This window comes from Bacillus cereus group sp. N6 (genome assembly GCF_016483705.1).
Classification (GTDB): Bacteria; Bacillota; Bacilli; order Bacillales; family Bacillaceae_G; genus Bacillus_A; species Bacillus_A wiedmannii.
This window is the reverse complement of sequence record NZ_JAEHBI010000019.1, coordinates 1-16,361: the sequence shown is the minus strand read 5'-3', so window position 1 is coordinate 16,361 and position 16,361 is coordinate 1. Positions and strand designations below refer to the sequence as shown.

The window sequence follows — 16,361 nt, the reverse complement described above, 5'->3', positions numbered from 1 at the left end:
TATTCTGGAACAACCTCCTATTTTTATGCTTCTACACTCGTTTTCCGCTCTATCTTTTCTACAATATGTCCTTCCTTATTCCACTTTACTGCACGGTAATACGCGTCATGATAAAACGTAAACCAAGCATCGTTTTCAGCGCCGTACTCCATCCACTTTTTCTTATTTTCAATTGATGTCATTGGATAATCATCGTAGGCCATCACCCATAGTACATTTTGATGTGCGTGCGTCGGCAATAGGTCTGCTAAATGAATCATCGTTTCACCTTTGCTTTCTAAAGCAATAACTGCATGTCCATCACTATGACCACCTGTATGCGCCATTTTTATTTCATCCGTAATTTCTATTTCTTGCTGGAATGTAACAACTTGATCTACAATCGGCTCCCAATTTTCCTTCCAATATGTATTACGCGACCTGATATTTGGGTTCCTCATTTCATTCCATTCTGTTTCGCTTACGTAAACTTTCGCATTCGGAAACGATGGTACAAGGTGATCACCTTCCCATTTCGTTAAACCAGATGCATGATCAAAATGCAGGTGTGTCATTAAGACATACTGAATATCTTCAGGTTTTAAATCTAGTTTTTCTAATGATTTATAAACCGATGACTCTTCTGTTACACCTTGATTTCGCTTCATCTTCTCATTCAATTTACCGTTTCCTATTCCGGAATCAATGAGCATATTACCGTCTTTCGTTTGCAAAAGTAACGGATCTGTTCGTAAATAAATATGATTTGTATCATTATGTTTATATTTACGTGACCAAAGCACTTTCGGTACAACACCAAACATTGCTCCCCCATCTAAATGTGTGTTCCCGCCTTTTAGCCACGTCACTTTTATATCTCCAATTTGTAACTGTTCCATTTTTCATCCCCCTTTCCTTTCAATATTAACATAAAATTCCGATTATTTTAGTTACAAAAAAAACCTATGCATTACTGCATAGGCTCTGTGCGATATTTTGCTTCAACTCGGTAAATACGATGACCTTTACTTGAGAATTTCTCTTCGTATTCTGTCATAATGTTTCCTTCATAATCACTATTATGAAGATCTAGGCTCAGGTAAGTTAATAACATACCATACTCAGCCATACTCATTAGAGAGTATTCAAATAAACCTTGGTTATCTGTTTTGAAATGAATTTCTCCGCCTTCTACTAACACTTCTTCATAATTGCGTAAAAATGTTTTATACGTTAGACGACGCTTCGTATGACGATTCTTCGGCCATGGGTCTGAGAAGTTTAAATAAACGCGGTCAATCTCACCTTTTGCAAAGAAAACTGTTAAATCTTCAGCATCTTTATTAATTAACTTTAAGTTCGGTACTTCTTCTTCAATTAATTTATCAAGTGCATCTACAACAACACTTGTGAATTTTTCAATTCCAATATAATTAATATGTGGGTTTGCTTTTGCCATATCGTACATAAAGCGGCCACGACCTGTACCTACTTCAATATGAATTGGTTGCTCATTTCCAAATACTTCTTTCCAGTTACCAGCGCGCTCCTCTGGGTTTCCAATTACGATATGTGAATACTCATTAATTCGATCCATTGCATATGGTTTATGTCTTAAACGCATAGATGTCTCCCTCTCTTTACATAGCTATTTTAAAGGAATAATTCCTTCTCTCTGTTTTAATCAATCTCCCAAACAAAAAACCAAGTACGTACGAGCACTCGGTCCGTTTCTTTCAAGTATAAGATGTACCATTTTGATAAAAACTACATACAGCATTAAACATTCCATGACGAAACAGCTTTTTCTCGTACATTTGAAGAGAAAAACAATCGAAAGGATGATCCGTTCATGCCAATTAATCAACAACATCAATTAGAAGTGCTGAAAGATATTTTAGTCAATCACCAAAGTGATTGTTGCGGGACAGTTTCTGAATGCGAGCAATTAGAGCGTCTCATTCAATCGTTACTCGCAAACGATAGTATAAGTAGTGACGCTAAAGCAATGCTAAACGATGTATATTCTTATAGTCAATCGGGTAAATCTTCCTCTAATTTGGACAACCACATTTCCAATAATCAAGAACAACTTACTCAGTGGATTGCTGGAATGGACAATTTTTCTTAAGTATTACTCTGAAGCAAGTAGTTGCTGTAAATATTGATGCCAATATTCAGCTTCTGCTTGCTGTTTTTTTGTTGTGTGCCATTGCATAGACAAAATCGTTTGTGCTATTACATACCATCTCATACGCCTAAGCAGCGATTCATCCATTTCAATATCATAATATTTGAGCCACTCGCTCCATTCGTGGCGCGGAATGTACCAATATAATAACATACCGAGGTCTAGAGCTGGGTCAGCAATTACAGCTCCATCCCAATCAATTAAAAACAACTCATCTTCATCCGACAATAGCCAGTTGTTATGGTTCACATCACAATGGCATACAACGAATTCATTGTATTCAATATCTTTTAATGAATCCATTAAATATTGAAGGCCTTGCTGAATTGTTTCATCATCCCTTATATCTCCTCTTAAAACCAGTTGCAGTTGTTGTAATAACTCTTGTGCGTGAAGCGGCTGCTTCCCAAGTCTTTGAATCATCTGTACAAGCGCTTTAGAAGAGTGTATTTTCTTCAAAAGTTTCGCAACACGTTCTAGTTTCATATCCTCTGGCTCTAGCTTCTGTCCCGGAAGCCATTTTTGAGCAGAAATTACATCACCGTTCGTTACCCTTCTTGTCCAAAGTAATTTTGGAACAATTCCTTCTGCTGACAATACCGCTAAAAAGGGCGATGTATTCCGCTTTAAAAATAACTTCTGTTGTCCGTTTTGCGCAATATACGCATCGCCCGTTACTCCACCAGCCGGTACAAGACTCCACTCTTTTCCTAATAATTGTTCCAACCATTCCATATTCATTACCCGTTAACAAATCCTTATCTTTTATAGTTATGAAAAGAAAAACCGCAACATTTCTACATATGTTGTGGATTCATATATTTTACTGTAAATGAAAAGAAAACTTGGCATAAGCCAAAAACTCTCTATTTTATTTTACAAAACCTGTCATAGAATGACAACTTATCAAAATCGTCACCTTTGTCAATTCTACATTTATTACATTCTCATCGTCAAGTAGCGATTTGTCACATTATCGTCAATATATACGTGCTAATCGGAGCGAGCCTAAGTTCCTTTCCTCTAAATGAAGAAATTGGCTCTATTTTCGCTTGCTTTTCGTTTACTAACACATGCCACGTTTCTTCTTTCGGAAGTTGCACCGTTTTAGCTTCTAAACCGCTATTAAATAAAACTATAATCTCTTTCCACGGTCCAAATGATTCTGCATGCTCTAGGTGATATGCAAGTACTTCTGGAGATGTTTGCAAAAAAGTCATGTGCTTTTTTATAAGGTCTGCGTTTTGTAATCGGAATGCTCTGTGCTCTTTGCGAATCGCAATTAAACCTTTTATATAGTTAACGGTCTCTATCTCTTCCTCTTTTTGATCCCAATCTAATTGATTAATTTCATCATTTGCATTATAACTATTTTCATTTCCTTGCTTCGTACGATAAAACTCTTGCCCAGCATGTAAGAAAGGGATGCCTTGCGAAAGAATCACCATTGCGCTCGCTAGAAGGTGACGTTTTTTCAAAATCTCTTCTGGTTCTTCATTACTCCGCATTAGTTTATCCCACATCGTCATATTGTCATGACATTCTACATAGTTAATGCTTTGCACAGGCTCTAGAAACAGACCTGTTTCTTTCATACTCAAAAGACTTCCCGATGCTATATACTGCAAATGATTACAGTCTACATGCCCACCAAATGCAAAACCACGCTTATTTATATGAAAGGTACTCCCTTTTATCCCATCACGAAATTGATCATTAAATTGCGCAATATGCGGCATTTTCTTTGCGTTATTTAACGTTGCTTTTTCCTCTAGAGGAAGTGGTGTTTGTAGCTCCCACCCTTCTCCTAATAACAATGCATCTCGCTTTATGTTTCGTACTTCTTTTTCTATTATATTCATTGTATCAACATCTAAAATTCCCATTAAGTCGAATCGGAATCCATCAACATTGTATTCAGTAAGCCAATATAAAATAGACTCTACAATAAATTTCCTCATCATTTTCCGTTCAGATGCTATATCATTCCCGACTCCCGTCCCATTAGAAGGCATACCATCTTCACCATGACGAAAATAATATCCTGGGACAAGCTTTTCAAATGATGATAGCTCTCTTTCATACACATGATTGTATACAACATCTATAATCACCCTAATGCCGTGCTCATGAAATGTTTCAATTAGTTGCTTACACTCTACTATCCTGTTATACGGGTCAGAAGGGTTTGTAGCATAAAATCCCGTAGGCGCATTGTAATATAATGGATTGTAACCCCAATTATATGCAGAAGAAGGATTCGCCTCATCTACACCACCGAAACAATATAAAGGCAATAATTCAACATGTGTAACACCCAAATCTTTTATATGAGACAAGCCTGTTAACGTCCCATTTCGCCCTGTTGTCCCTTCTTCCATTAGCCCTTTATATGTTCCTTTTTTACTCACTCCACTGCCCTTATGAATAGTGGCATCACGAATATGCAGTTCATACAGTATGGCATCTGTCATTGCGTGTAATGGTGGTAATTGCTCTCGTCTTGTTACATTTGTCTTTTCCAAATCGATAACAACGCCGTACTTCCCATTTACAGTCACTGACTTTGCGTAAGGATCCACTGCTTCATTCCATATTAAATTAATACAAACAAGAAATGTATACTTTTCTCCAGCTAAATTACCTTGTAATGTATGAGTCCAAACCCCACTTTCTCCTCTATACATTTCATGATCGGTATATTCTTTATCACTTTTATAAATCCTTACTTTCGCAAGCCTCGCAGTTGGAGCCCATACTTTAAATGTCGTTGCTTCTTTTTGATAAACAGCACCTAAATCTGTACCTTCGTAATAATACTTTTCATCGAAAATCGCTGTTCTTATGACAGCACCTATTTGTAAATCTGTTTCTTCATTCCGTTCATCTCGTACTGTATAATACTTCCCCACATCTAGCGGCTCTTCTATAAAGCACTCATACTTCGTTGCATCCGGAAGCGCAATTGTATGAGCAATCGGTAAATCTTTCACGTTACTTCCTTCTTGCAAACGAAATGTCCGGCTTGTTCCATACGCATGTGGGAGCAAAATTGTAATTTTATTCATTTCATCTAAATAGGCATCAAATGGACGTTTTACTTTCAACATAAAAAAATCACCATCATTCTTAAAGTTAAAATAAAGTGAAACTTTAATCAGCGGGAAAGCTTTACCCCACTGATTATTAGCCTTCACCAATTGGGCCTTTATGGGCAGTTGATCTCCCACCTAACTTCTTTGCTTGATCCTAATTTTGAGGTAGGAGTCTTACTGCCCGCAAATAGAGGGATGAAACGAGCTGCAAATGATAAGACTTTTCTTATCATTGAAGCCCTATACAGTAACTCATTATTCTCTATAGTATATTCACCTGTATAAAAAACGTTTTCATACATTCTATTTTTGTAATTTTATTTCAGCAATCGCTTTATACTTCGGTGTCTCCTTCACGTGAGATTCGTATAAAGTAATCGTATCCGCTTGAAATGATATTTCAGGTACTTCCTTTATATGTTCTAAATCAAACTTCTCTTCTCCTACCCATTTACGAGCAACAGTAATATGCGGATGATACGGGCGCGCTTCTAAAGAAAATCCATTCCCTTCACACATAGCGTGCACTTGCTTTTGTAATTGAAGCAAATCGTAATTCTCGCTTACCTTCGACCAAAAAATACGCGGCCTATCTTCCATACCGAACGTAGAAAATCCTTGTAATGTGAACGATAGTTCTTGCGTTTCTGTAAGGGTTTGTAATCCATTCTTTATTCCTTCTAATTGTTCCTCTGTTGCACTACCTAAAAATGAAAGGGTAATATGGTAGTCTTCTTTATGTACCCATGAACGAAATGGTAATTCCTCCTGCATTTCCTCTTTATAGTTAGACAGCACTTCTTTTATATGATTCGGTAACGTAATCGCGACAAAATAATGCGGCTCCATGTACATCTTCTCCTTCTTTCTATTGTTGCTTTTCTTTCTTATCTCATTCAATTAAATAGAATCAAACTTCCCTACAAGTCTAACCAAGTTAGGGTCGCGTTAATAAAGTGAAACTTTAATCAGTGGGGGTTTTGTCCATCCCCTACTGATTATTAGCCCTCACCAATCGGGCTTTTACGGGCAGTTGATCCCCACCTAACTTCTTCGCTTTCGCTAAATTTTAAAGTGGGGGGCTTACTGCCCGTTAATGCGGGATAAATGAAATTATATCGACTTAACAACTAAATACGATAAGAAAAGCAACCTATACGTAACAGAAAACCGTCCCAAAATATGTATCGGGACGGCCTCTCCTTATTTATATATCCATTACTTCGCTAATTCATGAATTGCTTGCGCGTAAATTGCTGTTGCTTTTAATAAGTCTTCAATTTCAATGTACTCGTCTTTTTGATGCGCAAGTTCTTCTTTTCCAGGGAACAACGGACCAAACGCAACGCCAGCTTTCAATGAACGAGCGTAAGTACCGCCGCCGATTGCTAATAGCTCTGCTTTTTCACCTGTTTGTTCTTCATATACGCGTTGCAACGTACGAATTAACACGTGGTCTTTATCAACGTGATGCGGGCGAGAGTTTGAATAATCCGCCACTTTAAATCCATGATTACCAACGTATTCTTTTAACTTTGCAATCATTTCGTCAAAGTTAGTCGTAACCGGGTAACGTACATTTAATCCTAAATTACCACCATTCTCTTTCGTATAAGAAAGGCGACCAACATTCACAGTTAACGGTCCGCTAATATCGTCTTTATAAGAAATCCCAGCTTTCTCTCCTAAAATATCTCCTGTAAATGTTTCTGTTACAAACGATGCAAACGAAGCCCCTTTTCCATCAAGAGCAACTGTAGTTAAGAAGTTTGCCAGTAATAAACCTGCATTCTCACCCTTCTCTGGAGTAGATCCGTGAGCTGAAATCCCTTTGATTTGCAACGTCACCGTATTACCTTCTACAATTGCTTCACCTATTTTTTTAGCAGTTTGTAAATACTCTTCATATGCTACTGTAAGTGTATTTACATCTTCTCCTGTAATAGTCGCTTCCGCAAAATCAGGAACCATATTTAAACGGCGACCTGATTCAAATGAAACAAGTTCATATGTACCTTTCTTCTCTTCACTACCACTTTGCACAACTTGTATATCAGAAATTCCTTTTTCTGCATTAATAATTGGAAAATCTGCGTCTGGCGCAAAACCGATTGTTGGCATTTCTTCGTTTTTAAAGTAGTGATCTACACATTTCCAATTGCTTTCCTCATCTGTTCCTAAAATCATGCGAACGCGTTTTGAAAGAGACAAACCCAATTCTTTCACAATTTTCATCGCATAATAAGCTGCCATCGTTGGGCCTTTATCGTCAATTGCACCACGTGCAAAAATCTTTCCATCGCGAATATCTGCACTATATGCGGGAGTCGTCCAGCCATCTCCTTCTGGTACAACATCAACGTGACAAAGAATACCTACTAACTCTTCTCCTTGTCCCATTTCAAGATGACCTGCATACCCTTCTAAATTTTTAGAAGCAAAACCTTCAGTTTCTCCTTTATGTAACATGAAAGATAAAGCTTTTTCTACACCTTCACCGAATGGTGCGCCCTCTTTCGCTGATTCTTCTTCCCATACACTTTTAATTTGTAAAAATTGTTGTGTATCACGAATTAAATCATCTTTTCGTTTTGCAACTTCTTCTGTCCAATTAATCGCTGACATCACGCATCCATCCTTCACTATATTGTTTCTTTCATCATAACAAACCGAAATCTCTTATGCCATATACGAAACTCAAATACCTAACAATTGTAACATTTCAGATATTTCTTATTAGTTTTTCTTTTATTTTTCTAAAAAAATTTGCAGGAATTTGGCGTTTTACGTAGAATTTTATGTGTTAGTTGACTGACCATATATACAATGTCAACTACCAATATTTTTCTATATGAATATTTGTTAAATTTCTGTAAAATTTAAGTAGATTAAAGCATGAATTTTATCATGTAGAGTACAATGGTAGTAACGACCTTCTTTCCTGAATGGGGTCAAAAAAACTAGTAGAGGAGTGGTTTTCTCTTGAAACCTACAACTACTCGTATGCTAACACGCATTAAATCAATTTATATGTACATCAATGAAAACGGAACGGTAACGACGAAAGACCTTGTAGATGAGTTCGGGATCACACCGCGAACGATACAACGTGATCTAAATGTGTTGCAGTTTAATGAACTCGTGTATAGCCCTTGCCGCGGTAAGTGGACAACAACAGGAAAGAAAGTGAGAATGACCTCATAATGAACAAATAATTGTATGTAAATAAATACATACCCCTTTCTAATTCGTTAGAAAGGGGTCTTTTCTGCGCCAAAAACAGCACTATTTTTCAGTATCTACTTGATATGTTTTTAACATTTCTACTTCTTCATCTGATAGCTCTCGGTATTGTCCAAGTTCTAGCTCTTCATCTAATACTAATGGTCCCATCTCTGTTCTCTTTAGGTAGACTACTTTTTTCCCTACCGCTTCAAACATACGCTTCACTTGATGGAACTTTCCTTCTGTAATTACAAGCTCGATTTCAGAAATCTCATCGCTTTTTAATATTGTAAGTGCACCTGGCTTTGTTTCATAGCCATCATCTAAAATAACACCTTTAGCAAACTCTTTTACATCCTCTTCTGTTACTACTCCTGCAACGTGTGCATAATATTTTTTCGGCACATGCTTTTTCGGAGATAACAATTGATGTGATAACTTCCCGTCATTTGTTATCAATAAGAAACCTTCCGTATCAATATCAAGTCGTCCAACTGGGAACGGATCAAAGATTGCATCTTCTAACTCTAATAAATCTATTACCGTTTCATGATTATCATCTTCTGTCGCTGAAATAACGCCTTGTGGTTTATGCAACATTAAATAAACAAACTCTTTATATTCCACAACTTCTCCGTGAATCATAACTTCTTGCTCTTCTACATTTACATGAACCTTCGCATCTTTCACTGGCGTTCCATCAATTTTTACAACGCCGTCTTTCAATAATTTCTTTACTTCTTTTCTACTTCCATATCCCATATTTGCTAATAATTTATCTAATCTCACGTTTTTCACCTTCTTTGTTTATCATAGAAAAGGGGACGTAATTACGCCCCTTTTGATTTCAACTTTATTTTGAATCTATTGCCAAGTTTACGTTGGATTTTCTCTAACGCTTCTCCGCCAAATACTCGTTCAAGTACTCCTGTGCGAATTGCTAACAATCCATACACAAGACCACCAATACCTGCACAAACCACAACTGTAATAAGAGCACCCATTCGGCCATCAGGTGAGATCATGAAGGACAGAGTCCATTGTGATAACTTTACAGCAATGACCATTACAAGTGTTAATACTGCAATTTGGAAAGTTCTCTTATATACAACACCAAATGAATAGTGTACATGTTTTTTGATTTGTCGATTCGTATACCATACGGAAGCTAAGAATCCGACTGCAGTTGCTAAAATCGCTCCAACTGTACCGAAATAACGAATAAAGATTACGTTACATACGAATTTCAAAATAACACCCATAATAAGCGCGACAATCGCATGTTTTTGTTGATTGATTCCTTGCAGAATTGCTGCTGTTACTGTAAATAAAGCGAATAATAACGCAACCGGTGCATACCACATTAATACTTGTCCACCTAGTGGATCTGAGTCATAGAACGCAGTATAAATTGGATATGCAAGTGTTGATATACCGACAACTGCTGGCAATGTTAAGAACATATTTGCCTGGAATGTTTGTGTAATTTGTAACTTTAAATAGCGGTATTGTTTTTCAGTAAATGATTTTGTAATCGCTGGTACAAGCGTTAAACTAAACGCTGTTGCAAGCGATACAGGAATCATAATTAATTTATGCGTCCACATTGTGAAAATACCAAGCGCTCGCTCTGCGATATCACCTTGGCCAATCGCTTGCATAATTGAGTTAAATGTCAATGTATCAATTTGTTGATATAAAGGAATTGTTAACCCAATTACAACGTAAGGAATCGCATATGCAAATAATTCTTTAAATAATTGAACCGTACTCACTGTCGATTCTGGTACAGTTTGTTCAATTAAATATTGATCCAAATATTTTTTACGTTTTAACCAGTACCAAATGAGTACACCGAGCGCTCCAACTGCTGAAACGAACGCAGCAAATGTCGCTACCCCAACTGCTGTTGCAACTGTACCGCCAAGTACTTTAATAACGATAAAACTACCCGCTAATAAAAAGACGATACGAATAATTTGTTCAATAATTTGCGAAACAGTAGTCGGTCCCATCGATTGGTGACCTTGGAAATAACCACGAATTAAACTCGCTGCTGGTACAACAATAAGTGCAAAACTTACAAGACGAATAATCGTCGTAACTTCTTCTACATTACTGTGTATACTTTGTTTACCAAGCATTGCTTCTGCAAACAGTGGCGCTGTCATGTATAGAACTAGGAACGAAAGAACTCCTGTTACTATCATCATAACCATTCCCGAACGGAACATTCTCCGGCTCGTTTTATAATCGCCAAGCGCATTATATTTGGAAACAAATTTTGAAACAGCAAGCGGCACCCCTGCCGTTGCAATACTTAAAAAGATCGTATATGGAATGTATCCATATGTATAGAGCGTTCCGCCTTCTGTACCTACTAATGCATGAAACGGAAAGACGTAAATCATGCCTAAGAACTTTACTAAAAATGTCCCTAACGTAACAATAAGCGTTCCGCGCAGAAATTTCGAATCGGACATACAAAAATCCTCCTACATCTACATAAAGTGAAACTTTAATCAGTGTGGGTGTTCTTCCCCACTGATTATTAGTTGAACTATTCGAGCATTTATGGGCTACCAAATTCCCTTTTTATTTCTCTTACATCTTAAGGTTTTAGTCTTCTTACCCACAAATAGCAGGATAGTGCTGAACTCTAACTTTTGTATTGTACCACAATTCTCTCCTTAAGCAGTACTTCACTCTATTTTTCTTTTAAGGGAAAACATGCTATTCTTTTAGGCAGGAAATGTAGAAAATGAGGTCGATATATTATGCATTATGATGTTATTGTCATCGGCGGCGGGCCTTCTGGGCTAATGGCTGCAATCGGTGCTGCAGAAGAAGGCGCAAGTGTCTTACTTCTTGATAAAGGAAATAAACTAGGGCGTAAACTTGCGATTTCTGGTGGTGGTCGTTGTAACGTAACGAACCGTCTACCACTTGATGAGATCGTTAAACATATACCAGGAAACGGTCGCTTCTTATACAGCGCTTTTTCTATTTTCAATAATGAAGATATTATTACATTCTTCGAAAAGCTTGGCGTGCAACTAAAAGAAGAAGATCATGGTCGCATGTTTCCTGTATCAAATAAAGCACAATCAGTAGTAGACGCACTTTTAACACGATTAAAAGACTTAGGTGTAAAAATCCGTACGAATACACCTGTTGAAACAATTGAATATGAGAACGGTCAAACGAAAGCAGTCGTACTGCAAACTGGCGAAGTGTTAGAAACGAATCATGTCGTTATCGCTGTTGGCGGAAAATCCGTTCCTCAAACTGGCTCTACTGGAGACGGATACGCTTGGGCTGAAAAAGCTGGGCATACAATTACAGAGCTATTCCCAACAGAAGTACCAATCCTTTCAAACGAACCATTTATTCGTGATCGCTCCTTACAAGGTCTTGCTTTACGCGATGTTAACTTAAGCGTATTAAACCCGAAAGGAAAAGCTATCATTTCTCACAAAATGGACATGCTCTTCACTCATTTCGGCCTATCTGGTCCTGCCGCTCTTCGTTGTAGCCAATTCGTCGTGAAAGCACTGAAAAAGTTTAAAACGAATACGATTCAAATGAGTATCGATGCATTGCCAGAAGAAAATAGTGAACAACTATTCCAGCGCATGCTGAAACAAATGAAAGAAGATCCGAAAAAAGGAATTAAAAATGTATTAAAAGGTTATGTTCCTGAACGTTACTTCCTATTCTTATTAGAAAAGAATGAAATTGATGGCAGCGAACAAGCTGGACAAGTTTCTCACGAGAAGATTCGTGCACTTGTGAAAGACTTTAAAGAGTTTACTGTGAATGTAAATGGTACGCAGTCAATTGAAAAAGCATTCGTTACTGGCGGCGGTGTATCCGTTAAAGAAATTAACCCGAAAGAAATGTCTTCTAAATTCACGAACGGCGTATATTTCTGCGGAGAAGTTCTTGATATTCACGGTTATACTGGCGGCTATAATATTACATCTGCTCTCGTTACTGGTAGAATTGCCGGAACAACGGCTGGAGAAAACGCGAAAATGCAATATTAAAAAAAGAAACAGGGCTTCCTGTTTCTTTTTTTAGGTATATGAAATTATATCGGCGATTCCTCGAATATATCAGCGTTTCTACAACATATATCGGCGTTTTCTTAAATATATCGACTTACCGACAAGGAACGACAAATATACGTTCCTCCTAACTTCCCATTGCTTTTTTGTTGCTTTATATACCTTAGTACCTTTATATTTTATATTGTTGAATATTTGAAAAAGGGTAAGGGGAAAAAATATGAGAAAAAAAGTCATGATGTCTTTAATGCTAATGACGTTTCTTTCTGCGGTAGAAGGAACGATTGTTAGTACAGCGATCCCTCGTATAACGAGTGATTTGTCAGGCGTCGAACTTGTTAGTTGGGTATATGCAATTTATATGCTTGCAACAGCTGTTTCGACTCCAATATACGGAAAGTTAGCTGATTTATTCGGCCGTAAAAAAGTTTTACTCATCGGAGCTACAATCTTCTTAATCGGTTCTGCGCTTTGCGGAGTCGTTACATCAATGGAACAATTAATCTTCTTCCGTGCTCTTCAAGGTATAGGTGCTGGTGCTGTTATGCCGATCACAATGACGATTATTGGAGACTTATATAGCGAAGCGAGAGACCGCGCGAAAGCACAAGGTTGGATGAGTGCCGTTTGGGGTGTATCAGGTGTTATCGGACCGTTAGTCGGTGGATTTTTAGTTGATTCTCTATCTTGGCGTTATATTTTCTTCTTAAACGTCCCATTTGGAATTATCGCTTGCTTAATGATCGCCATTTACTACAAAGAATCTATTAAGCCCGCTAAACACCATATCGACTATCTTGGTGCAACAGTCTTCTCATTAAGTACGATCGCTCTACTATATGCATTATTAACAGGTAGCAGTAAGCAAAACTGGGGCGACATAACAATTATCGGCCTATTAATCTTCGCCGTCGTTTCATTCATTATTTTCTTATTCATCGAGAAAAAATCTCCGGAACCATTAATTCCGCTAGCACTTTTCTCTAACCGTACATTATCTACAATAAACATATTAACGCTCATTGCTGGCGCAATGATCATTAGTATTACAATGTACCTTCCAATTTGGAGCCAAGGTGTATTAGGAAAAAATGCGACAGAAGCCGGACTTATTTTAATGCCAATCCCTGTTATGTGGACATTTGGTGCTATTTTCTCTGGTAACTTAGTAGGCAAATTAAAAACGAAACAAATCATTTTACTTGGAGCTAGCATTTTATCAGTCGCTACGTTCTTATTATTTACATTATCAACAAATTCACCATCGTTCCTTATTTATGTAGCAGTCGGATTATTCGGATTAGGAATGGGGCTTGTGACACCTATTTATATGGTAACAATTCAAGCAGCCGTACCAGCTCATACACGCGGAACAGCCGTTGGTTTAAACACATTTATTAATACATTTAGCCAAACTTTAGGTGCTGCAATCTTTGGCACAATCTTTAATACGATGATTCATGCACGCGGTATTCAAAACCTTGATCTTGTATCTGGTGGCGGACATGGAGGAACTACAGCAAACGTAGTAACCGAATCGCAAGAGGCATTAGCATCAAGTGTACACGTCATTTATATGAGTACTTTCGTATTAGCAGTATTTACACTAATTATCGCTTGGATTTTATTAAAACCAGCTACTCAAACAAGTGAGCAATAATAAAGAGGATGACCATTTTGGTCATCCTCTTTTTACTCTTCATTCTCCACAATATGTTTCAGCATAGATAATTTATTATCCCAAAAACGTTCATAATATGAGAGCCACTGTTGTAATTCCTCTAATGGTTCTGGATGCAAACGATATATCTTCTCTCTTCCGCTTTTTCTTCCGCTTACTAAATTCGCTTCCGAAAGAATATGAAGGTGCTTTACAACCGCAGTACGACTCATCGGAAAATGATCCGTTATTTTGGAAATCGGTAACTCTTTATCACTTAATAACCGTATTACTTCTCGGCGGGTTGGATCAGCAATTGCTTGAAATACATCATATTTCGCTGCTGATGAAGACACTTAGCCTTCAACAACCTTTTTCAGTTTTTCATTTACAATCGCTACCCAGCCGCCACTCATTCTATCGCGAATAATAGAGCTCTTCGCATTCGCTTTCGGAAGAATTTCATCAGGATGTTTCCAGCCGCCGTGAATTAACGTAAATTCTGTTTTATTATCTCCTAGGTCTTTCAGATTAAATGAAACGACCCAGCCATCTGTATCCCATGAGAAAGATAGATGGTTTGGTTCATCAATTTCTAACACTTTACATGGTGATGGGCCAAATGGTGATTGCACATGAAATTCATGTCCTACCTCTAATACAAAATCATTCGGCATAAACCATGACGCAATCCCTTCTGCAGTTGATACTACATTCCATACTTTTTGAATAGACGCGTTAAAAACGATCGTTTGTTTAATATCAGTTAATGTATTTTGTTGTTCCATTTTCATTCTCCTTTATTCGGCAATTAAATATAACACCTTTTGGTTATACTTCGATAATATAACACCTTTTGGTTTCATGTCAACGCTAGTTATTTTTTACTGTTGAGAAATTCTCAACATTTTTTCAACAGGACAAACACCCTCTGAGCATTCCCTCATAATATACTCACAAAGGCAACAAAAAATAAAAACTTCTCTCAACATGAAACTCCATCATTTATCTTGAAAGAAGTGCCTTACGTATATCATGCGTATTTCGTCTCTCCTCCTTCCCTCAGGGACACTACGCGAGATATGAAAAATCAGAAGGAATATGCCCACCATTTGAGTAGGTAGTTATTTCTCTTCTCCTCAACATTTCCTTAGGAGCGAAATGACTACCAACTCACTTTTTTCAAACAAAAATAAAAAGGGGATGAAAGCTATGTTCTATTGCATTAATTGCTCTGACATTCACCATGAAAAACATCCGAATGATAAAGTATTCAAAAACGGTTTTTATATCGATCCATTTTTAGGTGATCGTTATCACCTTGGTATGTGTACAGATGCCCAAAACCATGAAACAGGGGAGCCTCTTTTAGCGAAAAAGAAATTAGGCACAACTCAATCTATTATGAACGTATTACCGACACATGTTGTCCCAACATAAAACATAAAAAAGAGCTGGCTCACCCAGCTCTTTTTTATGCTTTATAAACGATCATTGCTGAAAAACAATAAATTTGGTTTTCGTCATCATTAATGGAAACACCGACTTGGTACTTAATATCTACAAAATTACTATCATCAATCTTTTTCAAAAAAACATTTACAGCGTCTTCTAAGTCTTTTTCGTGACTTTCATCAAACACTTTCACACGAATCATGTTAACACCATCCTAGATCGCAGCCCTCCGCCGCTTGATTATTGCCACGGTGCGTATCTATGATGCGATAAAATTTTCCGTCTTCATATATATATCCGTCTTCTAACACATATTGTTTACCTTCAGTATAGACATAAAACTTACCTATCATAAATTTACTCGTATATAATTCCAAATAATCCGGTCTAAATTTAGCCACAACTTTATTTGTAATATCAATTCTTATTGTGCGCCCCACCTTCTCTCCCTCCCTTGCAAAGAACGGATTTAGGTATATTGTATTAGCGATTTTACATTTTATGCTTAAAAATAAGTGGATATGCCTTCTTTCTTCGTCTGTACTATTTTTCAAAAAAATCATCAATAAATAAGAGCAAAAAAATATATATAAAAAAAAAAAAAAAAAAAAAAATTTTTTAATTTTTGAAATAAATAAAAAAATAAATGTATTATAAAAAATTTGAAAATTTAAAAAAATGTGGAT

17 protein-coding genes are annotated in these 16,361 nt (G+C 37.0%); 5 read left to right on the top strand and 12 right to left on the bottom strand.

From position 1 onward, the window contains the following. Positions 1–23: 23 nt before the first annotated feature. A complete protein-coding gene (locus tag JDS99_RS15075) occupies positions 24–878 on the bottom strand; it encodes a YtnP family quorum-quenching lactonase (protein WP_075311122.1) in 855 nt (284 codons plus the stop codon). 71 nt (positions 879–949) lie between these two features. Beyond that, positions 950–1,603 (bottom strand): tRNA (guanosine(46)-N7)-methyltransferase TrmB, encoded by a 654-nt coding sequence (gene trmB, locus JDS99_RS15070; RefSeq protein ID WP_001239384.1) that lies wholly within the window; start codon positions 1,601–1,603, stop codon positions 950–952. A gap of 228 nt (positions 1,604–1,831) precedes the next feature. Here trmB and JDS99_RS15065 point away from each other — a divergent pair, with 228 nt between their 5' ends. Continuing rightward, the gene (locus tag JDS99_RS15065) at positions 1,832–2,110 is read left to right on the top strand and encodes a YtzH-like family protein (protein ID WP_001122236.1); all 279 of its coding nucleotides are present in this window, start codon (positions 1,832–1,834) and stop codon (positions 2,108–2,110) included. A 3-nt stretch (positions 2,111–2,113) separates the two neighbouring features. Here JDS99_RS15065 and JDS99_RS15060 read toward each other — a convergent pair whose 3' ends face one another. The 4 genes from JDS99_RS15060 to pepV form a co-directional block, all read right to left on the bottom strand. Then, a complete protein-coding gene (locus JDS99_RS15060) occupies positions 2,114–2,911 on the bottom strand; it encodes a phosphotransferase family protein (protein WP_087984845.1) in 798 nt (265 codons plus the stop codon). A gap of 227 nt (positions 2,912–3,138) precedes the next feature. Beyond that, the gene (gene pulA, locus JDS99_RS15055; RefSeq protein ID WP_088609968.1) at positions 3,139–5,280 is read right to left on the bottom strand and encodes a type I pullulanase; all 2,142 of its coding nucleotides are present in this window, start codon (positions 5,278–5,280) and stop codon (positions 3,139–3,141) included. Positions 5,281–5,568: 288 nt separating this feature from the next. Further along, positions 5,569–6,114, bottom strand: coding sequence for an RNA 2',3'-cyclic phosphodiesterase (gene thpR, locus JDS99_RS15050; protein WP_088609957.1), 546 nt, complete (start codon positions 6,112–6,114; stop codon positions 5,569–5,571). Positions 6,115–6,483: 369 nt separating this feature from the next. Beyond that, positions 6,484–7,890, bottom strand: a complete 1,407-nt coding sequence (pepV, locus tag JDS99_RS15045) for a dipeptidase PepV (protein WP_088609958.1) — start codon at positions 7,888–7,890, stop codon at positions 6,484–6,486. A 357-nt stretch (positions 7,891–8,247) separates the two neighbouring features. On the opposite strand from pepV, the gene JDS99_RS15040 reads away from it, so the two are divergent. Further along, positions 8,248–8,469: a DeoR family transcriptional regulator gene (locus tag JDS99_RS15040; protein WP_000805512.1), complete on the top strand. Its 222-nt coding sequence runs from the start codon at positions 8,248–8,250 to the stop codon at positions 8,467–8,469. A gap of 81 nt (positions 8,470–8,550) precedes the next feature. Here the strand turns inward: JDS99_RS15040 and JDS99_RS15035 are convergent, their stop codons facing one another. Both JDS99_RS15035 and JDS99_RS15030 read right to left on the bottom strand, forming a co-directional pair. Continuing rightward, positions 8,551–9,279 carry a pseudouridine synthase gene (locus JDS99_RS15035; protein ID WP_001234944.1) on the bottom strand — a complete coding sequence of 243 codons (729 nt, stop codon included), beginning with the start codon at positions 9,277–9,279 and terminating at the stop codon, positions 8,551–8,553. Between the two features lie 41 nt (positions 9,280–9,320). Then, positions 9,321–10,973: a putative polysaccharide biosynthesis protein gene (locus JDS99_RS15030; protein ID WP_097889183.1), complete on the bottom strand. Its 1,653-nt coding sequence runs from the start codon at positions 10,971–10,973 to the stop codon at positions 9,321–9,323. 294 nt (positions 10,974–11,267) lie between these two features. Between JDS99_RS15030 and JDS99_RS15025 the strand changes: the two genes are divergently transcribed. Further along, positions 11,268–12,539 (top strand): BaiN/RdsA family NAD(P)/FAD-dependent oxidoreductase, encoded by a 1,272-nt coding sequence (locus tag JDS99_RS15025; RefSeq protein WP_000558876.1) that lies wholly within the window; start codon positions 11,268–11,270, stop codon positions 12,537–12,539. 241 nt (positions 12,540–12,780) lie between these two features. Next, the gene (locus tag JDS99_RS15020; protein WP_001228003.1) at positions 12,781–14,220 is read left to right on the top strand and encodes an MDR family MFS transporter; all 1,440 of its coding nucleotides are present in this window, start codon (positions 12,781–12,783) and stop codon (positions 14,218–14,220) included. A 32-nt stretch (positions 14,221–14,252) separates the two neighbouring features. Here JDS99_RS15020 and JDS99_RS15015 read toward each other — a convergent pair whose 3' ends face one another. After that, positions 14,253–14,576, bottom strand: coding sequence for an ArsR/SmtB family transcription factor (locus JDS99_RS15015; protein ID WP_000098837.1), 324 nt, complete (start codon positions 14,574–14,576; stop codon positions 14,253–14,255). After that, positions 14,577–15,008: an SRPBCC family protein gene (locus JDS99_RS15010; protein WP_000437776.1), complete on the bottom strand. Its 432-nt coding sequence runs from the start codon at positions 15,006–15,008 to the stop codon at positions 14,577–14,579. A 424-nt stretch (positions 15,009–15,432) separates the two neighbouring features. Here JDS99_RS15010 and JDS99_RS15005 point away from each other — a divergent pair, with 424 nt between their 5' ends. Next, a complete protein-coding gene (locus tag JDS99_RS15005; RefSeq protein WP_000498995.1) occupies positions 15,433–15,660 on the top strand; it encodes a DUF3973 domain-containing protein in 228 nt (75 codons plus the stop codon). Positions 15,661–15,694: 34 nt separating this feature from the next. On the opposite strand, the gene JDS99_RS15000 is transcribed toward JDS99_RS15005, so the two are convergent. Then, a complete protein-coding gene (locus JDS99_RS15000) occupies positions 15,695–15,877 on the bottom strand; it encodes a sporulation protein Cse60 (protein WP_000621751.1) in 183 nt (60 codons plus the stop codon). A gap of 1 nt (position 15,878) precedes the next feature. Beyond that, positions 15,879–16,115 (bottom strand): DUF2553 family protein, encoded by a 237-nt coding sequence (locus JDS99_RS14995; protein WP_000533808.1) that lies wholly within the window; start codon positions 16,113–16,115, stop codon positions 15,879–15,881. Positions 16,116–16,361 lie beyond the last annotated feature (246 nt).